The following is a 20,232-nucleotide window of genomic DNA, read 5'->3' on the forward strand; positions in this document are numbered from 1 at the left end:
CTTTGTGAGGCGAAAAAAAAATTGTATCTTTATCTTCTATTCAACACAAATTTGCCCATACCAGCAAAGACAACTACGGTATATCATGGAACTTCTAAACAAGATGCAGAGTCTATAATAAAAACAGGCTTCAAGTCTAGTACAGGAAATCATCATTGGTTAGGAGATGGCGTTTATTTTTTTACGGAGTCCGCAACTTGTCCTCAACCTCAAGAAAGAGCAGAAGAATGGGCTATCGCAAGCGCTTGGGATAATGGGTCTCATAGATATACAGAAGGAGCTGTTTTAATGGTAGAAGTTGAAATCCCTGACGAGGACCCTAGATTTTACTTAGATCTTAATACTCCTAATGGAATAGCTCTTTTCAATATTATTAGAGACAGATTCCAAGAACTAAGTTTTGCTACAGCAAAAAGAGGCTTTAAGCCAAAGGAGATGTTTAAAGATGGAACAATTATCAATTGGGGAAGGAATCATCTAAAATTTGACTTCTCACTAATTTCAGGGGACTTCTATGTTAAAAATAAACTAGAAAGAATTAAGTTTTTTAATTGCAGAATTCCAAACAGTACATTTTTAGTTATTTTTGATACTGCCCTTATAAAATCCACTACACTAATCAAGACTATCCCTAATATAGATAAATTATGAATGAAAAAATTGATTGGGCTGCTTGTGTAGATGAGCGCATAAAGGCTGAAAATATCACTGAGGAAAATTTCATGTCCTCTTTAGAAAAAGATGGTATTGAGTTTATTCATCTTTCCTTAGAAGAAAAGATGCTTCAGCAAGCTAACACAACAAAGTACTCAAATGCTATAAGTATAAAACAAGGCTTTGCTGAAATCCCTACAGATAGATTTAATGCTAGCCTAGCAGAAGAGGGCTTTATCCTAATTGACAAAGATGTGGAATCTATTCCACTAGAGGCAAGCACAACTATTTACTATACAGAGGTCACTACAGCATCTAGCAATTATCCTAGCTATAATAAAACTAATGCTCAAGACTCTTTAACGACTGCCGCATGAAAGTAAAATTAAGCAAAACGATTGCTCCAGAGTTTTATCTTAAACATGTCCCCAAAGCAACTGAACTAGCTGAAGCTAAACTAAACCTTGGCTTTAAGCAAATCTACCCTAGCGAGCAAGCTAGACGCTTCGACATACAATTTCATCTCAATTTGCTCGTTCCTGAGGGCTATGAACTACAAATAGTTTATACGGCTATTTTTTCCACCGAAGAGGATATTGATGAACAATTCAAAGCATCTGATTTCCCAAGAGTTAATGCGCCCGCTATTGCCTACCCTTTTCTTAGGGCCTTTGTCGGACAACTCAGTTTGAATGCTGGTTATAAAGCTCTTTTACTACCTAGTATCAATTTTACAGAATTTAAACAGTAGATGTTATCTACAAAAAAAAGCGCAGAAGCTATTTGCTCCCGCGCTTTTTGCATAATCGTAAGAAGGACCAACTAAAAAAATAGACTCTTCAAACTATCCAAATAATCATCTGGATGCTTGTTGTCTTCTATAATCTGGCGCAAAACGGCATGCAGCTCCTCCCCTAACTGGACATTGCGCTCAGCGGGCTCTTCTAGCTCTTCATAGGCCATATAAAGCTCCATTTTGGCCTCATTGGTCTTTTCTTCTACAAAATCTTTCAGCGCCGCTAGGCAAACTGCTTTATACTTAGACTTGCTCATCGGGGGCGGCTCCTGGGTTTACATCAAAATATTTATCCATCAATTGGGGCTTAATATCGGTAGCATACACCCAAGCCCGGCTAATCGTAGCAATCACCTCGCTTTCATCCAAACCACGAAGTTCCCGAATGCTCTTAATGGCCAAAAGGTCCTTAAAAATACCAAAGGCCATCCCATACATATTGTAGTTAAACTCCAAAACTTCCCGGTAAAAAGGTACGGTCATCTCAGCCGGAATCTGCAAAATGGGCGTAAGTACCTGAAAATAAGTATCCTTATGCTCATTTTCTTCAATTTCCCAGCAGTCTATCCAAATTTCTTGCTGCTCGCGGGCAATGGTCCAAGACCCCGCCTCTTTACCCTTACATTTTTCGGGATCTAAACCCAATTTTACCAAAGCGCCTTCAATCAATTTATAGGCTTCTTCAAGATTTTGCATCTGCTTTATTTTTTTACAATGATGAATGGGACACAAAGATAGCCCTTTTTTTATGCCTCTTCTATAGATTTTTATTTTTTTGGGGCTGCCCCGCCCTACAGGCGGGTCGGGCTGTGTCGCAGCTCGCAGGTCTGCTCGGCCCTTCGCTTTTTCGCTTTGCTCAAAAGCTCGGTCTGGCCTGCGGCCACTGCTATCCATCCCTCAGCCAGGCGCTGCGCGCCTCTGCGGCGGCTTCGCCGCCTTCCCTAAAAGCAAAAAAGAGCTTGTTCAAATTGAACAAGCTCTTTTTGTTAAGGACCAAAAGCGCTAATTTTCCTCTTCTACTACTTCTACACCCGCCATCACACGGTCTACAAGCACACGACCACAGTGCTCACAGATAATAATCCGCTTACGTTGATTGATTTCGAGCTGTGTTTGAGGAGGAATATGATTAAAGCAACCACCACAAGAATTACGCTCTACGGTAACTACCGCCAATTTGTTTTTATAAGCGCCACGGATGCGGTCATAGGCTTTGAGCAAACGCTCTTCTACCTTTTTTCGCGCCCGCTGAATCTTACGATCCAAAGTCTTTTCTTCTTTATCAGTCTTTACAATAATCTTCTCCAATTCAGCCTGCTTACGGTCCAAAGCATCTTTCTTCAATTCAAAACGCTTTTGGGCCGCCTCTAGGGTAATCTTTTGGTTAGAGAGCTGGACCTTAGCCTCCTTGATGCGCTTATTAGACAACTGAATGTCCAACTTCTGCAACTCAATCTCCCGGCTAAGAGCATCATACTCTCTGTTATTGTTTACATTTTCTTGCTGCTGTCCATACTTTTCAATAAGAACCTCGGCTTCTTTGATTGTATTTTGGTGCTTGCTAATTTTTAGCTCCGTAGCTTTGATATCCTCGCTCAATTTATTGACACGAGTTTCTAGGCCCACGATTTCATCTTCTAGCTCGCTCACCTCCATCGGGAGCTCCCCTTTCAGACGCTCAATATCGTGCAGTTTAGAGTCTAGTTCCTGCAGTTCAAATAGATACTGTAGTTTTTCTTCTACAGGGACGTTAACAGTCTTTTTCTTGGCCATGCTTATAAATAATTTACAGGATTAGTACGTACGGTCGTTTTGTGAACCGTAAAGTTAGGAAATTTTTGGCTGATTAACTCATAAAACAGTTCAATTGTAAACTGCTCAGACTCATAATGGCCCAAATCGGCTATAATTAGTTGGCCATCGGCATCAAAAAACTCATGATATTTATAATCAGCCGTAACAAATACATCTGCCCCAGCACCTTTTGCTGCCCCTAGCAGAAAGCTGCCCGCTCCGCCACAGATGGCAATGCGCTGGACCTTAGGCTGATGAATATGGGTATATTTTACACAATCGGTAGCCATCTTTTGCTTCAAAGACTTTAGAAAAGCTAGGCTATCTTGGGCCTCGGGCAGCTCTCCCACTAGCCCAATGCCCACTTCTTGATGGGCGTTTTCTAGGGCAATCAGTTCGTAGGCGACTTCTTCATAGGGGTGGGCCTGCTTTAGGGCGGCCAACACCTTATGCTGTATCTGCTTGGGCAAAATGACTTCTAATTTATGCTCTGCTTCATAATGCCGTTGTTCTTTTTGGCCCAAATGCGGTTGGCTCTGGGCATTGCCCTTAAAGCTGCCCTGGCCTTTTAGCTCAAAGCTGCATTCGCTATAATTTCCAATTTGGCCAGCTCCAGCAGTAAAAAGCGCCTCTCGGACCGTCTCTAAATTTTGGCTGGGTACATAGGTCTGCAACTTGAGCAACAAGCCTTTTTTGGGCGATAAAATGCGAAGATTTTGGAGGCCCAATTTTTCGGCAATTTTGCTATTTACACCCTGTCTAAGCACACTATCTAAGTTAGTATGTGAAGCATAAATAGCAATATCGGCCTTAATGGCCTTAATCAAAATGCGTTCAATGTAGTTTTTCCCATTGATTTTTTTGAGGCCAAAAAACACAATGGGGTGATGGGCTATAATCAGGTTGCAGCCCTTGGCGATAGCCTCATCGACTACTTCTTCTAGGCTATCGAGGCAAAGAATAGCGCCCGTACAATCCCAGTTTTTTTGGCCCAAAATAAGGCCCGCATTATCGTAAGACTCTTGATAAGAAAGCGGGGCTACTTCTTCTAGGAATTGGACAATTTCGGCAATTTTCATAAATGATAGTTTTGCATCAATTCAATAAACAGCAAAAAGGGTAACAGCGAGCTGCTACCCTTTTTGGGATATTCGGGAAGTGGTTTTCGGGCAAACTGGCCCTAAAAGCCCGCAGGGCTTATTGGCCTAGCGATGTGCAAGGGTGGCCGAAGGCCAGACCCAGGCGGCAAAGCCGCCGCAGGGCCGAGCAGACCTGCGAGCCCTGTAACGTAGCGCCGACGACTGAAGGGAGGCGGAGGCCCCAAAACCACTAGAACAGTCTAGTACTTCCAGTTGCGATTGCGTCCGCCATCGCCTTCGGGCTTAGGTGCTTCTGTTTCGCTTTCTTCAGCGATATAGAATTCTACACGGCGGTTCATGAAGTGCTCTTGTTCGCCAGCGGCAGAGGGGATCAAGTTAGAGGCCTCTCCGTTAAACTTAGCGATAAAGCGGCTACGATCGACTTCATATTGGTTTACGATATAGTCAATAGCAGTCATGGCGCGATTATAAGATAGGCGATCATTGTATTCATCGCTAGCGCGGATATCGGTATGGCCGTGCACCACCACTTTGAGGTCGGGATAAGCCTGCATAACGCGAGCGATATGGCGGAGTTGCTCATAAGATTCGGGGCGCAACTTATACTTATCGAGATCAAAGTGGATCATGGGCAAATACCAATCGTTGAGCATGCCTTTTCCACCGCCACCGAGGGGATCAAAAGTTTCGTCGCCAATGACGAGGCGTTCGTTATCGCCAACAACTTTGACATCTTCGGGAGTGATCGGTTTTGGAACAGCGGCTACACCGTCTTCATCCACTTTGTATCCGGGAGGCGAGAAAGGTTCTTTATCGAGATGATCGGGCACCTCATCGCCATCAGAGTCCATGGTACGGCCCTTAGTATCTACGATAGCATTTTCGGGGGTATCGGGTTCCTCATCAATTTTGTTGGGTACGCCATCATTATCGTCATCCTTAAAGAGGTCGTCATCTAGCTTCTTCTTTAGGTCGGCTACATCAGACATGGGGTAAACCAAGGGGTTTACAAACCAAAGTGGCTGAATGCGTTTATCCTTTTTGCCGAGGTGGAAGCCTAGGCGGATAGAAGTATAATGCGGGATATCAATATTTGAGGTAAAGTCACCTGTTTCGTTTTTCTGTTTGGCATCGATATAATCATCTACAGAAATAAATCCTTGATGTTCTAGGGCCAAAGAGAGGCGAGGAGTAATGAGATACTCTAGGCTAAGTCCCACATTCATGAAGGGGTTGACGGCCATTTTCTTACCGTCTTCGCCAAAGGTGAAGATATTATTGCTATTCTGTTGGGCAGAAGTTTCGTAATCATCATCCAACAGGCCTTTGATATTATTGCGTACTTCGCGGCGGCCAGAGAGGGTAGACAAGTCGATAGGATCGCCGTTGGCGTCTAGGGCCACTCGGCTAAAGTCATAGGCATTGCCGTTTGCATCTAGGGCGTTTGTGGTGGTGCGGTACATATTTACCCCCAAACCAATAATGAGGTTAAGGCTCCACTTATTGCTCTTCTTGTGAAACTTGATATTATTCAAGTTGAAGACCGATTGCAAAGAAAGTGCGTGATACTGCGGAATTTTATAGTTCGAGTAGAAGACCGTATTTGGGCCAGCATACTGAGTGGTAAAAGGCTCAATATCTTGATAAGAATTTTGGCTAGAAGCTTGGTAGTTCAAGCCACTGGCTTGGCCAAACATATACTCGGCCTTTAGCGACATCACATAGCCTAGTGATTTGCGAACATGAACGCTAGCGCCCCAGCCAAACTGCGACTTTACATCGCCGCTAATGAGAAAGCTACCAGCGCCTACGCCTAGCTGCCACATATCTCTTGGACGACCGGGGAACTGGCTTTCGCCTTCCTTCCATTCGGCATGTTGGCTTTCATATTTTTTAGAGACAAATTGGTCATCTGTCGGGTTCACAGATATTTGCCCCTGAGACGGAGTCCAAGCCCCAAAAGATAAGGCGAGGGCCAAGGCTCCTTTCATGAGGTGTTTAGTAATTTGCATATACGTGTTTTTTATCCACAATGATGTATAGTAATATCACTAGCAGATTTGCATGGGGTCAAATCTGCTAGCAAATATAATTTAGCTTGCAAAATTAGGTTTTTTCTATTGTTTTTCAAGTTAATAAAAGAAAAAACCCTAAGTAGACATACATAATATAATCAACTATACGTTAAGTTAAATTAGGTCAGTTTTTCCAAAGCCAAAGTAAGGGCCGTAGTCGAGAGCTGATAAGGCGAATTGTTTCGCTCCTTCACTTCTTCTAGGGCTTGACGAATGGTCTTGGAAATATCTTCAAAAATAGCCGCATCCGTTAGGGCTTCACGGCTTTTCATGAGGTAAGCAAAGACTCTGGCCATACCGCAGTTGGCAATAAAGTCAGGAATCAAGCTTAGTTCTTCATCAGTTTGCTTAGCAGTTGGTCCAAAAAAGACTTGGTCATCTATAAAGGGGACATTCGCCCCACAAGACATTACCTTAAGGCCTCCTTTCTGTAGACGCGCCACTTGCTCTGCGGTCACTAATTTTGAGGCAGCTCCAGGAATAAAAATATCGGCTGGAACATCCCAAATGACCTTTTGAGCTTCTTCAAAAGAGATAAGTTGGTCAGATTGTAGTTTGTTGCCTTTCTTATTGAGGAATAAATCGACTACTTCTTCATAACTCAATCCTTCAGGGGCAATTATTCCACCTGCAACATCAATAATACCCACAATTTTCGCTCCATTTTTTGCAAAATAGAAGGCGGCTGCCGAGGCCACATTTCCCCAACCCTGAATAATTACTTTTTTATCTTTTACAGTTTCTTCACAATACAAGTCATAATAATGAAAAACTGCCTCAGCCACCCCATAACCCGTCACCATATCTGCAATGGCCAATTTTTCTTCGGTTTCTGGAACATAGGTAGCATCTTCAATAATTTTAGATACCCCTAGACGCAATTGGCCCAAAGCGGCAATGCGCTCGCCTCCTGTAGGCTGCAAATGTCCATTAACAATGCCTTCTTGTGGGTGCCAAAGTCCCAAGTCTTGGGTAATTGGAATAACATCCTTGAGCTCATCCACATTGAGGTCGCCTCCGGTTCCATAATAGTTTTTCAACAATGGAATAACGGCCTTGTACCAGCGTTTCAGTACTTCTTCTCGGCGAGGGTCGTTGGGGTCAAAGTTGATTCCCGATTTGGCCCCCCCAATATTGGGTCCACAAACCGAAAATTTCACCTCCATGACTTTAGCCAAAGAGATCACCTCTTCTTTATTTAAGCCTTTGCGCATGCGGGTTCCTCCTCCTGCAGCCCCTCCTCTCAAGGAGTTGATAACGACCCAGCCCTTCGCTTCGGTTTCTGCATCAGACCACTCGAAAACGATTTCGGGGGTCTGCTCTTTGTACTGTTTTAGTAGTTGTTCCATAGCTTCTTAAATTTTTGGCCAAGATAGTGATTTCAACAGGCATTCAACTCGCCCCTCTCCTATTCTTAATCATATTTTAATTTTATTTTGTTTTTTTAGGGGCCTCCGCAGCAAAGCTGCGGCGCTATGTTGCGGGGCTCGCTCTTCGCTCGGCCCTGCGGCAGCAAAGCTGCCTTGGTCTGGCCTGCGGCCCCCCCTCCACAGCGCTAGGCCCGCCCGCCGCTCGGCTTTTTGTTTTTGCCTTTGGCCCATTTCTATTTGCTTATTTATTAATTATATGCTTAGTTCTAGTTGTATTCCTTCTGCCATTCATGCCGCTCCGTTTTCTGACTGGCAATTGGGGGCCCAAATTCGCCCGCTTTCTTTTTGGACCCAAAAGCAGCCAGCCGCTGCACCCAGATTAATCTTACTCAGTTTGGGTCATCGGCCCCAGCAAGAGGGCTTTCGCAAAGCGCTTTATGCTTTGCAGGCCATTTTCCCTAGCCAAGCTCCCTTCATTTTAGACCTTGGCTATTTGCCCCAGCCGCAGGCGCTCTCTTTTCTGCTCGAGCAGCCTTTGGTCCAAAATAGTTGCCTGCTTTTGCTCGATCCCGAAGAGCAAGCACTCCCTTCATTAATTAAACACATCAACCAGCAAGTGGCTAGCATTCTGGACCAAAACCTGCTCTATCAAGAGGCCCCAAGGAGCTACCTCGATCAGCTGAATATAGGTCCAAATTTGGCCTTTTTGGGCTATCAAAGCCACTACTGCTCTAAAAATAGCCTGATCCGCCTGCAAGAGGCGGGCGCTTGGACCCAAAGGCTGGGCTTGCTCCAAAGCCAGCTTTCCGAAATAGAGCCCAGTTTTAGAGAAAGCCAACTACTGCTTTTTCGCCTCAGTAGTTTGGCCCAAAATGGCTTTTTAGCCCCCCAATCTCCAGAGCCCAATGGTTGGACCAATAAGGAGGCTTGCCAAATTATGAGTTATGCTGGCCTTTCGGAGCAGATTCAGTTGCTTTGCCTCCAAAACTTCAGGGCAGACTACAATGCCGCTCCCCTAGCCGCAAAACTATTGGCCCAAATGTGCTGGTATTTTTGCTCGGCCTTTAAGGAGCGATTGGCCGAAGGGATTCCGCCCCTACAGGAGCTGCAGCGCTATGCGCTACAGCTCCCTCAAGACAACCTTCCGCTCTCCTTTTATCAATCTCCTCGTTCTGGCCGTTGGTGGTTTAGTATTAGCCCAGAAGAAGAGGCCCCTCGCCTACTTCCCTGTAGCGAAAGAGATTACCTTTTGGCTTGTAAGGGCCAAATTTCGGAACGCATTTTTTGGTCCGCCCAACAGCTTTAAAAAAAAGAGGCGACTCCCCGCAATAAGCAGGGAGTCGCCTCTTGGCCCTCCTACAGGCCCGAAGGGCCTATATTAACTATCGCGAAGCGATGCCATTTTGCGCTGGGCATCCGCCCAGCGCATCGGCTGAGGGATGGACAGCAGTGGCCCGAAGGGCCAGACCTAGGGCTTTTGAAGCGAAGCGAAAAAGCCCGCAGGGCCGAGCGAACAGCGAGCTGCGATACAGCCCGACCCGCCCGCAGGGCGGGGCAGCCCCAAAACATTAATATATTAAGGTAAAAGCGCTTTGAAGGCAGCATAACCGGCATTATCCTTAGGGCTGGTAGAACAGCCCAGTTCAATAGCTCGCTCGTTGATATCTTCTACTCGGTTATCGGGATTGGGGTGTGTGCTCAGAAAAGCAGGCGTAGAACCCGATTGGCCTTGGTCGATTAATTTCTGGAAAAAAGCCGAAGCGCCATTCGAGGCATATTCGGTATCGCAGAGGTAATCCACAGAATGGTCATCGGCATCCCGTTCGTGGCTACGGCTAAAGCTGAGGCTAGTCAGGTTAGTCACAATTTGGGCCAGCATACCGGGATCTTCTCCGGCCAAAACCGAAAGCATAGTACTTAAGCCATAGGCTTGAGTCATTTGTTGAGTAGAGTGGCGTTGGTCGGCATGGGCAATTTCGTGGCCCAAAACGCCGGCCAAATCATCGGCCTGGTCCAAAAACTTAATTAATCCGGTATAGACATAAATATAGCCGCCGGGCGCACAAAAGGCGTTTAGGGTATTATCATCTTGAATAATATAGAGCTCCCAGCCAAAATCGCTGCGATAACTGAGTTCATCGGAGGATAAAATCTCATCTCTCATATCATAGAGGTACTGATAAGCGGCCTCATTGCCGGCATAGGGCAGCAGAGGGTATTCGGCGGGATTTGCGTCGATTTCGGCCTTGAGCTGCGCGCCAAACTCCTTATCTTGTTCGAGAGTAAAGATATTGATGCCCTGGTCCTTTTTGCAAGCAGAAGAACCCAAGAGCAAGGCCAAAAAGAGCAAGGCCAAAGAAAAATGCTTGTACATAGGGTGTTATTTTTTGGCTAAAAAAAGACTGAACCCTAGCAGGGCTAGAGTTCAATCATCGATTCAGATTGTGCCTTAGAAAGGCTCAATAAATATACCGTAATTATTTGCGGGCCAAGACCTTTTTGGCGGCCTCAATTACATTAACGGCATCCAAGCCATATTTAGTCATCAGTTCGGTCACGGTACCGCTTTCGCCAAAGCTATCCTTTACGCCCACCATTTCGATAGGCGTGGGGAGTTTTCGGGCCAAAAGGCCAGCGATACTCTCGCCCAAACCGCCATAGATATTGTGCTCTTCGGCGGTAACGACCGCCTTAGTTTTGGCTGCAGAAGCCAAGACGGCCTCTTCATCTAGGGGTTTGATGGTGTGAATGTTAATTAGTTCGACGCTAATGCCTTCTTCGGCTAGGGCTTTGGCGGCTTCTACGGCCTTCCAGACCAAATGTCCGGTGGCAAAAATGGTCAGATCGGTTCCTTCAGCCATCAGCAAAGCCTTGCCTAATTCAAAGGGCATATCTTCCGTAAATCGGGGCCAGCCTGGGCGGCCAAAACGGAGATAAACGGGACCGTCATGCTTGGCAATAGCGATAGTTGCGGCCTTAGTTTGGGCATAATCGCAGGGATTAACGACCGTCATGCCGGGCAACATCTTCATGAGTCCAATATCTTCTAGAATTTGGTGGGTGGCCCCATCTTCACCTAGGGTCAGGCCTGCATGTGAAGCGCAGATTTTCACATTTTTATGTGAATAAGCAATAGACTGTCGAATTTGGTCATAGACTCGGCCGGTGGCAAAGTTGGCAAAAGTAGCTGCATAGGGAATTTTGCCTGCAGTAGCCAAACCAGCGGCTAGGCCCATCATGTTCGCCTCGGCAATTCCAACTTGAAAAAAGCGCTCGGGATGCTCCTCAATAAAGGCATTCATCTTTAGAGAGCCGATTAAATCAGCACAAAGGCCCACCACCTTGGGGTTTGTTTGGCCCAATGCCTGAAGTCCATCGCCAAAACCGTCGCGGGTCGACTTTTTGCCGATGCTTTTAATATCTTTTAGCATAGCTATATATAGTTAATAGTCCGGTTCTAGAATTTGGTTAATAATCGCCCAAGGTTTCGGGCAATTGGGCCAAGGCATTGGCCAATTGTTCGTCAGAAGGGGCTTTGCCGTGCCAAGCATGGGTACCCGACATAAAGTCGACGCCATGGCCCATATCTGTTTTCAACAAAAGGACCACAGCTTGGCCTTGGCCGCTAGCCGCCTTGGCCTGCGCCAAATAGTCTAAAACAGCCGCCATATCATTGCCTTTTTCGCCAATTAAGACCTTCCAGCCAAAGCTTTCCCATTTGCTGGGCAAATTGCCTAGACTAAGGACATCATCATTGCTGCCATCTATTTGCTGGCCGTTCCAGTCTACCGTCAAAATGACATTATCTTGTTTGTTGTGGGCCGCAAACATGGCCGCCTCCCAGATTTGGCCCTCTTGCAATTCGCCATCCCCACAAAGGGCATAGACCAATTTATCGTCGCCATCCATTTTTTTGGCCAAAGCGGCCCCTAATGCCACCGAAAGCCCTTGGCCCAAAGAGCCAGAAGCTATCCGAATCCCCGGCAAGCCTTCATGGGTGGTGGGGTGCCCCTGCAAACGGCAGTTAAGATGCCGAAAAGTGGCCAATTCCTCTACGGGGAAATAGCCCGAACGCGCCAAAACACTATACCAAACAGGCGAAATATGGCCATTGGACAAAAAGAAGAGGTCTTCATTTTTGCCCTCCATAGAAAAGTCGGAATTATGCTCCATTTGCTGGAAATAAAGGGCCGTAAAGAATTCGGCACAGCCCATAGAGCCACCAGGGTGGCCACTTTGCACAGCATGCACCATCCGCAAAATATCACGGCGGACCTGCCTGGCCATCTGCTCTAAATATTGAATATCTGCCATTAATTATTGAGTATGTAGTGAGAGAGTTGTTTGTCTAAATAAAAGGGTAGGAGAGGGGCTAGCGCAAAGGCCGCTGTAGGTCAACAAAGTCATTGTCTAGCTGGTCTATTGCTGGCCCAATGGGGTATTGTTGCAAAATCCCCTTGGGTAGGGGCTGCAACAAACGCAAAGCATCCGATAGCTCTGTAGCGAGCAGCCATTGCCGCATATCTTCTCCATCTAGCAAGAGAACAGGCATTTGCTCTTGCTCCAAGGCCTGCAATTCGCTGTTGGCAGGCACCGTAAGCAAGCTAAAAGTTTTCAACAATTGCCCCCGAGGCCCTTCCCAATGCTCCCAAATACCCGCAAAGGCCATGAGCTCTTGATGGGGCAGCAAAATGCGATGCGCCTGCCCATTTTTTTCCCATACGTAAAAACTATCGGCAAAAACTAAACAACGATGCTGACGAACAGGCATACGGAAAGAGTGCCGCTTTTCTATGCCGTCTGCCTTGGCCAACGGAAAACTCAGGCCAATTCCCGGGTCTTTGGCCCCTCTGGGTACCAAGCCCCAGCGATAAATCTGCAGTTTAGTCGATTTATTCGTCAAGACATAGGCATTGTTCCCCGGCCCAATGTTATAGGAGGCCTGTAAAGGCTCGGCTACATCTATATTAAATACTCGCTTCATCCGAGTTCTGCCAGCACTAAAAGAAAAACGTTCGCACATCTTATTTGTCAGTTTGTTTTGCCCAACAAATATAAACGATTTAGACTGTTATTAGTAGGTCCGCCCCGTTTTCTACAATTCTACTGTTTTTTTGGGGCCCGCGGCCGCCCCAAATAGGGCGGGCGGCCGCCGCTATGCTGCGCCGCTCGCAGGTCTGCTCGGCCCTGCGCGGGCTGCGCCCGCTCGGTCTGGCCTGCGGCCACGGCTCCGCAGCGCTGGGCCAGGGCTCGCTGCGCTCGCAGGCGGCTACGCCGCCTCCTAAACAGGATGAAGTGTATACAAATAAATTACAACTTTATATTTTATAAGCAAAAACATAAGTGTTTAAATTCTAGTGCCGCTAGGGGAGCTCAAAATAGGCGAAAAGCTCGATGTATAAAGTTTTCCACGTTTTTCCACGGACTTCCCCAGAAGGTCAACTTAAAACAAAAAAATGTAGTGAAAAACAAGCTAAAACAAGCCCTAGCCAACAAAGTTATCAACAGTTTAAAAATATATATTTATAAGCAACTGAAAAACAACTAGATAAAAAATTAGTTTTCCACAGGCAAATGTGGATAACCCCCATACTTATCCACATTTTATCCACAATAGAGATTTTGCCTGTGGATAAAAAAAGTGCAAAAGTGCAAAAGTTGCTCGAATTGTGGGTAACTGCGACTTTATCCACAAAGTTTTCCACAGGAAAATGGTTGTTTTGGGGCCAAAATGAAATCCACAATGCCTAAATTGTGGATAAGTCTGTTTTTCGTGGAAAAGCCACTGAAAGCCCCAGCTCAAAAGTATTTCATTTTTTCACAAATGTGCATAAACTTGTGGATAAGCTCAAAAAGCTGTGGATAAGCCATTTTTTAACATTCTGCTCTTCCTTGAGTTATCCACTTATCCACAGCCCTAATGATAATAAGGGTTTTTTAAAAAATTTATTTCTTTATAATTTATAATAGACTAATTGCTTCAAAAATCAGCTGCGACAAAATGTTTTAATTTTTGGTTCTACAGCAAAGGAGCAAGCTCTTGCTTTCAGATTAATTTAGGGAGGCTAGTTTTTATTGGGCAGTCAATTTTAAAAAAACAGCCAACTTATTCAGGCTGTGGAAAAGTTTTGTGGATAACTGTTCTTTTCGCTTAAAAACTCAATTTGGCCCAAAAGTTTGGAGCGAAGCGACTGGCCGAGCGACCTGACCAACGGGAGCCGACGCAGCGAAGCAAGTAAGAGCGAGCCCCGCAACGACAACAAAACCTTTAGGTTGCAGTTTGACGACTAAAGGGAGTAACCGCCGCCTCAGAATATCAGCGGAGGCCCCAAAAAAGAAATCAAAACCATTCTTTAGAATAAATCTAAATAGCTTTTTTCTCAACTGTAAAGGCGGAGCATTGTTCAAAAATGGAGAGCAAGCTCAAAAAAAGGCTGTATTTTGCGGCCCCTCCTTTTTAGCGAAAAAAAGCATGATTCAGATGGAGCATAAAAAAATGCGGTTACCCAAGGCCGTAAGTATTTGGTTATTGATTGGGGTAGTGATGGTCTTTGCGCAGGTGGTCATTGGTGGAATTACGCGATTGACCGATTCGGGTTTATCGATTACGGAGTGGGATGTGATTAAGGGGGTTTTGCCGCCGATAGGAGCGGAGCAGTGGGATCTTGCCTTTGAGAAGTACCAAAAGCATACGATTCAGTATGAGAGCATTCATGCAGACATGACGCTTTCTGAATTTAAGTTTATTTATTTTTGGGAGTATTTTCATCGTTTGTGGGCTCGAAGCATGGGCTTTGTGTTTTTGTTTCCCTTTTTGTATTTCTGGCGCAAAAAATGGTTGCCTGCTGGTCTAATGCGAAAGTTGGGCGGGGTAGTGGCCTTGGCGGCTTTAGCGGCTGTATTTGGCTGGATTATGGTCAGTTCTGGCTTGAACACGGAAGAATATGTTTGGGTAAATGCCTATCGTTTGACCACGCATTTGTCTATTGCGATTAGTTTGTTGGCCTTATTATTTTGGGCTAGTTTGAAAGTTTGGCAGCCAGAGACGAAGGATGCTTATCATCGGATATTGCGGAAGCGGGCCTGGCAGATTACGGCTTTAATTGGGTTACAATTGGTCCTTGGTGGTCTGATGTCGGGCATGAAAGCGGGCTATGTGGCTCCTCATTTTCCTCATATGGAAGTGGCTGCGGATGGCAGTTGGCAGTGGTTTTCGGATGTTTTGTATCAATCGGGAGAATGGAAGTGGGAAAACCTTTTGCGTTATAACAAAAACGCTTTTGCTCCAGCTCTGATTCAGGTTTTTCATCGTTTTACGGCCTATGTTTTGGCGATATTGATTCCCTTATTGGCTTGGCGGATTCATCGTTCTAAGGTATCTGCTCGTTTGCGAGTGGCCAATGTTCTTTTGCTCTTGGTGCTGGCCATACAGGTCGGCTTAGGCATTTTCACGGTGATCAATAGTGTGGGCGGCTCAGAGATTTTTCCCACCTTAGGGGTTTTGCATCAGGCTGGGGGAATGTTGCTCTTATTGGCGATGTTATACCTCAACTATCAGTTTAGTGAGGGGGGGTATTTAGCCACTAAAAAGGTTGAAAGTGGGCCAAAAGCCAAGGAAAAAGCCCTTGCTTAGAGCCTGAACTTAAAAAATATACGAAAAGACAGGTTTTTATGCCTGTCTTTTCTTTTTTATTTATATTTTCGTGTATAAATAAGTCAGCCCTATGTTAGAACCTTTATTGCAGTTATTTTATCCACGTCTCTGTTTAGCTTGTCAGCGGCAGCCCTTACAGCGTCAGCAGCGTGCTTTATGCACCTCTTGTCAGTATAAAATTAAGCCTACCAACTATCATTTATTTGAAGAGAACCCTGTAGCGGAGCGTTTTTGGGGGCGTTTGCCTATTACTAGAGCGAGCACGGCCTATCATTTTGTAAAGGGGGGAATATTGCAGCGTTTGATTCATGAATTGAAATATGGTCATCGGCCAGAGATTGGGGAAGAGTTGGGGCGAAGTTATGGTCGTTTATTGGCTGAGGAGCCTTTTTGGAAATCGGTAGATTATATTATTCCGGTTCCTTTGCATCCTAAAAAGCGGCATCAGCGGGGGTATAATCAGGCGGCGCGATGGGCTTCGGGATTATCGGAGAGTTTGGGGGTGCCTTGGTCCGAGAAGTTTTTATTGCGGGCCAGTTATACGGAGAGTCAGACCCGCAAGAGTCGAGAAGAGCGTTTTGCCAATGTTTCGGATGCTTTTGTCTTGCGGCAGGCCGATAAGCTGCGTCATAAGCACATTATGCTGGTGGATGATGTTATGACCACAGGAGCGACCATAGAGGCCTGTGCCAAGCATTTATTGAAGGCGCAGATTTCGCTTAGTGTAGTTTGTATTGCTTTGGCGCCTTAGTCTTTGAGGGTTTGGAGTTGCAGAATGGCTTGAGCGAGTTGTTGGTCCATGAGGTGTTTAGAGTTTTGGAGGGTTTTTAGGATGGTTAATTGTTCGGCTTGGCTTTTATTTTGGCTAATTTTCAGGCAAAGGTCAATATCTGTTACTTTAATTTGGAAGGCCAGTAATTCGCCGGAGAGGGCCGCTAAGTACTTTTGTGGGAGTTGTTCCCACTGCGGCCAATAAGAGGGCTCAAAAGCCAAAATACTCTCTTCTAAGAGCTGTTTTTGACCCAATTGGTCCAAGACAGATAGCTGTCCATGAACTTGCAGGGCCAAATAGTTCCAAGTGGGGACATTTTGGTTATGCTGATAATGTTTGGGCGAGATATAGGCATAGGGGCCTTGAAAATGGATCAAGACCTCTTGTTTATCCTGTTTTAGGAAGCTTTGGGCCTGTGGATTGGCTAGGGCTAGATGGCTTTTGAGTAGGAGAGGGCCAGACCAAACAAAGGGCAAGGGAGTGGCCCAAAGTTGGCCCTCTTGCTGAGATTGCAAAAGGCCGAAGGGATATTGCTCTTTCATCCATTGAAGTTGGGCGGGAGCATTGCTTTTGAAGCTTTTGGGAATATACATAGGCGGTAGAATTAAATTTGGAGCGTACAGGCCCATCAGGGCCGCAGGCTGAGGGATGGGCAACAGTGGCCCGAAGGGCCAGACCCAGCCGCCTTTGGCGGCGCAGGGCCGAGCGATCAGCGAGCTGTGAGACAGCCCGACCCGAGCGAAGCGAGGGGCAGCCCCAAAATAAAAAAAGCGCCAGCCCCTAAGGGCCAGCGCTAAATATTTATTGACGAGGGCTAAACATCTCGAAGCGAGTAGGTTTGCGACGTCTGGGGAAGTAGTTATTTTCCCGTTCTACATCGGCAGTTTCTAGGTAAGGATCTAAAATGAACTCCTTGATTTCCTTTTCGGTAACAAAGACTTTAGAGACCTTATTGCTATTGTAGCGCCAAATTTCGGCGGGAATATAGCGGACTTCAGAGCTACCGTCTACGTATTTCAGCTCGATAATAATGGGCATCACTAGGCCACCCACATTTTTAAAATCGACCTGATAGTAGTTGTAATCTTTGGCCAACACTTCTTTTTCTTCGGTGCTAAGATTTTGGTAAGCAAAGAGCGAATTGCGCTGTGTTTCCTCATCTACACGGTATTTGTCGCGATCATTGTACTCATCGCGAAGGTCGGGATAGCGTTCCATGACGGTTTGTTTGACCGACTCCTTATTGCGGATATCTCCGATATAAGTGGGGTCTTCGGCATCCCAGATTTTCTGCATGCTCATCTCTTGCTCTGGGTTGAAGGTATTGAGATGGTAGTGTGTAATTTCGTCTAGAGAAATATCTACATGATCGGTGCCATAGAACCAACCTCTCCAGAACCAATCGAGGTCTACGCCAGAGGCATCTTCCATTGTGCGGAAGAAATCGGCGGGAGTGGGGTGTTTGAACTTCCAGCGGTTGGCATATTCCTTAAAGGCGTGGTCAAATAGTTCGCGGCCCATGATAGTTTCGCGCAAAATATTGAGAGCTGTAGCGGGTTTTCCGTAGGCATTATTGCCAAATTGCAGGATAGATTCCGAGTTGGTCATAATGGGAACGATACCGTTTTTATCGCCGCCCATGTAATCGGTAATTTTGTAGGCTGGACCACGGCGGCAGGGGTAGTCGCGCTCCCATTCTACCTCGGTAAGGTACTGCAAAAAGGTGTTGAGGCCTTCATCCATCCAGGTCCATTGACGTTCGTCAGAGTTCACGATCATGGGGAAATAGTTGTGCCCAATTTCGTGGATAATCACGCCAATCATGCCGTACTTTAGGCGCTCTGAATAGGTTCCATCAGGACGAGGGCGGCCATAGTTGAAGCAAATCATGGGGTACTCCATACCCGTAAAGTTGGCATGGCTAGAAATGGCCACGGGGTAGGGGTAGTCAAAAGTATAGTTAGAGTAAGTTTTGAGAGTGTGCACAACGGCACGAGTTGAGTATTTGTCCCAAAGGCCCATACATTCTTTGGGGTAGTAAGAAATGGCCAGTACATTGCGATCGCCAAACTGTACGCCTTGGGCATCCCAAATCAATTTGCGAGAGGCGACAAAGGCTACATCACGCACATTAGAGGCATAGAAGCGCCAAGTTTCACTACCTTCGTCTTTTTTGCTTTCATTGGCTTTGGCTTCTTCTTCTGTAATGATGAAAACGGGATCTTTGGCCGTTCTGGCTTTTTCGATACGCTCACGTTCTGTTTTGCTCAATACGTCTTTGCTATTTTGCAAAACACCAGTGGCGCCCACGATAAAGTTTTTGGGTACGGTAATCTCTAGGTTGAAGTTACCAAAGCTGAGAGTAAATTCTCCACGGCCCATAAACTGTTTATTTTGCCAACCATCTACAGCGTTGTAGGCACACATCCGAGGATAAAACTGGGCAATATTGTACATGTAGTTATCATCTTCTGGAAAATACTCATAACCTGAGCGGGCACGAGTTTTAATTCCATCATTGATATTGTACCACCATTTCACATCAAACTCAAACTTTTCGCCAGGTTTTAGTGGACGGTCCAAATCGATTCTCATCATGGTTTTATTGATGGTATACTTTAGGGTTTCGCCTTTTTTACCACTGACTTTCTCAATCTTAAAGCCTCCATCAAAGTCATTGAACAGCTCCATTACTTGATAGCTATACATTTGATTATCAATCTTTTGGGGTTCTGTTATTTGGGCGTCAGAACCTTGTGCACGTACATTTTGGTCCAGTTGCAACCAAAGGTAAGAGAGTTCATCGGGCGAGTTGTTGTAATAGGCAATGCGTTCTTTGCCATAAATTCGCTGTTTTTCATCGTCCAAACGAACCTGAATATTATAGTCGGCTCGTTGCTGCCAATACTTATGCCCTGGGGCTCCAGCTGCATTATGGTATTGGTTGGGCGTGGGCAACTCTTCATAGAGCTGCTTAAATTTTTCATGAGCACGTTCTTCTTGTGCCCAGCCATACTGCGCCAATAAAAAAAGGCTAAGTATAGCAAGTAGTGATCGTTTTAGCATAATTGGAAATATCTAAATTTAATGAACAAGATGTTGTGTTTTTGGGGCCTCCGTCTCGCTGTGCTCGTTGGCGGTTACTCCCTTTGGTCGTCGAACTGCGGCCTGAAGGCCTTGTTGTCGTTTCGGGGCTCGCTGTTCGCTCGGCCCTGCGGCGGCTTTGCCGCCTGGGTCTGGCCTTCGGCCACCCCTGCACCTCGGTTACTCCCTTCGGTCGTCGAACTGCGGCCTAAAGGCCTTGTTGTGGCCGTATGGCCTTCGGCCATATTTAGCCCAGAAATAGCTCGGCGCCTTTTTCTAGGCAAAGCAAAAAGGCAATACCCGCCACAGCCGAAGAAACCACTAAGGTCCAGTCTCTTTGTGCTTTATGGGCCAATTCTACAAAGATATAATTAAAGGCAAAACAGATGGCCACAATCAAAAGTTGCCCAATTTCTAGGCCCAAATTAAAGCCCAAAAGAGGCGTTAATAGGCTTTCATTGGCCACTAAGGTCTCTTTGAGGAAGTTGGAAAAACCCAAACCATGAATGATTCCAAAGGCCGCAATCAGGCCATAAGCCCAGTTTTTATTGATTTTTGCCCCTCTCTCTGAGGGGGGATAACTGATATTTTGAACACAGCTAGCCATAATACTCACTGGAATCAAAAACTCAATTAGTGCAGACCAAACGGGAACAATTTCAAAGGTGGCCAAAGCCAAGGCGATAGAGTGCCCTAGGGTAAAGGCAGTAACCAAAATAGCCACGGTCCGCCAGTCATGTATCCGCCAACTAGCACAAATGGCAATGATAAATAGAATGTGGTCGTAGCCGTAGGGGTCTGTAATATGCTCTAACCCTAACTGAAAGTAGAGGCCAAAATTCATGTAGTCAATTTAAAATGGTGATATATTTGTTCTTCAAGATCAAATTTAATGTACCAAGTTTTTATAAAATACAATCAAAAATACGACTC

19 protein-coding genes are annotated in these 20,232 nt (G+C 45.7%); 6 read left to right on the forward strand and 13 right to left on the reverse strand.

What is annotated here, in order from left to right:
• The first annotated feature begins 21 nt into the window (after positions 1-21).
• The 3 genes from SAPGRDRAFT_RS08515 to SAPGRDRAFT_RS08525 are packed head-to-tail and all read left to right on the forward strand — an operon-like array spanning position 22 to position 1,405.
• Positions 22-651 carry a hypothetical protein gene (locus SAPGRDRAFT_RS08515; protein WP_002658707.1) on the forward strand — a complete coding sequence of 210 codons (630 nt, stop codon included), beginning with the start codon at positions 22-24 and terminating at the stop codon, positions 649-651.
• Positions 648-1,031, forward strand: a complete 384-nt coding sequence (locus SAPGRDRAFT_RS08520; RefSeq protein WP_002658709.1) for a hypothetical protein — start codon at positions 648-650, stop codon at positions 1,029-1,031. The genes SAPGRDRAFT_RS08515 and SAPGRDRAFT_RS08520 overlap by 4 nt, the downstream gene beginning before the upstream one ends.
• Complete coding sequence (locus SAPGRDRAFT_RS08525) at positions 1,028-1,405, forward strand: protein-export chaperone SecB (RefSeq protein WP_002658711.1); 378 nt, start codon at positions 1,028-1,030, stop codon at positions 1,403-1,405. Before SAPGRDRAFT_RS08520 ends, SAPGRDRAFT_RS08525 begins: the two co-directional genes overlap by 4 nt.
• Positions 1,406-1,476: 71 nt before the next feature.
• Here the strand turns inward: SAPGRDRAFT_RS08525 and SAPGRDRAFT_RS08530 are convergent, their stop codons facing one another.
• The 6 genes from SAPGRDRAFT_RS08530 to SAPGRDRAFT_RS08555 form a co-directional block, all read right to left on the reverse strand.
• Positions 1,477-1,707 carry a hypothetical protein gene (locus tag SAPGRDRAFT_RS08530; protein ID WP_002658713.1) on the reverse strand — a complete coding sequence of 77 codons (231 nt, stop codon included), beginning with the start codon at positions 1,705-1,707 and terminating at the stop codon, positions 1,477-1,479.
• Positions 1,694-2,146, reverse strand: a complete 453-nt coding sequence (locus tag SAPGRDRAFT_RS08535; RefSeq protein ID WP_002658714.1) for a YbjN domain-containing protein — start codon at positions 2,144-2,146, stop codon at positions 1,694-1,696. Before SAPGRDRAFT_RS08535 ends, SAPGRDRAFT_RS08530 begins: the two co-directional genes overlap by 14 nt.
• 306 nt (positions 2,147-2,452) lie before the next feature.
• Positions 2,453-3,223, reverse strand: coding sequence for a zinc ribbon domain-containing protein (locus SAPGRDRAFT_RS08540; RefSeq protein WP_002658716.1), 771 nt, complete (start codon positions 3,221-3,223; stop codon positions 2,453-2,455).
• A 2-nt stretch (positions 3,224-3,225) separates the two neighbouring features.
• Entirely contained in the window at positions 3,226-4,323 is a 1,098-nt protein-coding gene (locus tag SAPGRDRAFT_RS08545) for a Nif3-like dinuclear metal center hexameric protein (RefSeq protein WP_002658718.1), read from the reverse strand.
• Between the two features lie 260 nt (positions 4,324-4,583).
• Entirely contained in the window at positions 4,584-6,356 is a 1,773-nt protein-coding gene (locus tag SAPGRDRAFT_RS08550) for an OmpA family protein (protein ID WP_002658720.1), read from the reverse strand.
• Positions 6,357-6,538: 182 nt separating this feature from the next.
• Positions 6,539-7,768: a Glu/Leu/Phe/Val dehydrogenase dimerization domain-containing protein gene (locus tag SAPGRDRAFT_RS08555; RefSeq protein ID WP_002658722.1), complete on the reverse strand. Its 1,230-nt coding sequence runs from the start codon at positions 7,766-7,768 to the stop codon at positions 6,539-6,541.
• A gap of 277 nt (positions 7,769-8,045) precedes the next feature.
• Here SAPGRDRAFT_RS08555 and SAPGRDRAFT_RS08565 point away from each other — a divergent pair, with 277 nt between their 5' ends.
• Complete coding sequence (locus SAPGRDRAFT_RS08565; RefSeq protein WP_002658725.1) at positions 8,046-9,095, forward strand: hypothetical protein; 1,050 nt, start codon at positions 8,046-8,048, stop codon at positions 9,093-9,095.
• A gap of 270 nt (positions 9,096-9,365) precedes the next feature.
• On the opposite strand, the gene SAPGRDRAFT_RS08570 is transcribed toward SAPGRDRAFT_RS08565, so the two are convergent.
• The 4 genes from SAPGRDRAFT_RS08570 to SAPGRDRAFT_RS08585 form a co-directional block, all read right to left on the reverse strand.
• Positions 9,366-10,163, reverse strand: coding sequence for a M48 family metalloprotease (locus SAPGRDRAFT_RS08570; protein WP_002658727.1), 798 nt, complete (start codon positions 10,161-10,163; stop codon positions 9,366-9,368).
• Positions 10,164-10,266: 103 nt separating this feature from the next.
• Positions 10,267-11,220: a transketolase family protein gene (locus SAPGRDRAFT_RS08575; protein WP_002658729.1), complete on the reverse strand. Its 954-nt coding sequence runs from the start codon at positions 11,218-11,220 to the stop codon at positions 10,267-10,269.
• Positions 11,221-11,257: 37 nt separating this feature from the next.
• A complete protein-coding gene (locus tag SAPGRDRAFT_RS08580; RefSeq protein ID WP_002658730.1) occupies positions 11,258-12,103 on the reverse strand; it encodes a transketolase in 846 nt (281 codons plus the stop codon).
• A gap of 58 nt (positions 12,104-12,161) precedes the next feature.
• Positions 12,162-12,812, reverse strand: a complete 651-nt coding sequence (locus SAPGRDRAFT_RS08585) for an SOS response-associated peptidase (protein ID WP_002658732.1) — start codon at positions 12,810-12,812, stop codon at positions 12,162-12,164.
• 1,458 nt (positions 12,813-14,270) lie between these two features.
• Here SAPGRDRAFT_RS08585 and SAPGRDRAFT_RS08600 point away from each other — a divergent pair.
• Positions 14,271-15,422 carry a COX15/CtaA family protein gene (locus tag SAPGRDRAFT_RS08600; protein WP_002658734.1) on the forward strand — a complete coding sequence of 384 codons (1,152 nt, stop codon included), beginning with the start codon at positions 14,271-14,273 and terminating at the stop codon, positions 15,420-15,422.
• Positions 15,423-15,513: 91 nt separating this feature from the next.
• Positions 15,514-16,194 carry a ComF family protein gene (locus SAPGRDRAFT_RS08605; protein WP_002658737.1) on the forward strand — a complete coding sequence of 227 codons (681 nt, stop codon included), beginning with the start codon at positions 15,514-15,516 and terminating at the stop codon, positions 16,192-16,194.
• Here the strand turns inward: SAPGRDRAFT_RS08605 and SAPGRDRAFT_RS08610 are convergent.
• The 3 genes from SAPGRDRAFT_RS08610 to SAPGRDRAFT_RS08625 form a co-directional block, all read right to left on the reverse strand.
• Positions 16,191-16,808, reverse strand: a complete 618-nt coding sequence (locus SAPGRDRAFT_RS08610; RefSeq protein WP_002658739.1) for an FMN-binding negative transcriptional regulator — start codon at positions 16,806-16,808, stop codon at positions 16,191-16,193. The genes SAPGRDRAFT_RS08605 and SAPGRDRAFT_RS08610 overlap by 4 nt on opposite strands.
• A 208-nt stretch (positions 16,809-17,016) precedes the next feature.
• On the reverse strand, positions 17,017-19,281 hold the full coding sequence (locus SAPGRDRAFT_RS08615; RefSeq protein ID WP_002658740.1) for a M1 family metallopeptidase: 2,265 nt from the start codon (positions 19,279-19,281) through the stop codon (positions 17,017-17,019).
• Between the two features lie 265 nt (positions 19,282-19,546).
• Entirely contained in the window at positions 19,547-20,143 is a 597-nt protein-coding gene (locus SAPGRDRAFT_RS08625; RefSeq protein WP_002658742.1) for a HupE/UreJ family protein, read from the reverse strand.
• Between the last annotated feature and the right edge of the window lie 89 nt (positions 20,144-20,232).

Source organism: Saprospira grandis DSM 2844, from assembly GCF_000275825.1.
GTDB lineage: Bacteria > Bacteroidota > Bacteroidia > Chitinophagales > Saprospiraceae > Saprospira > Saprospira grandis_A.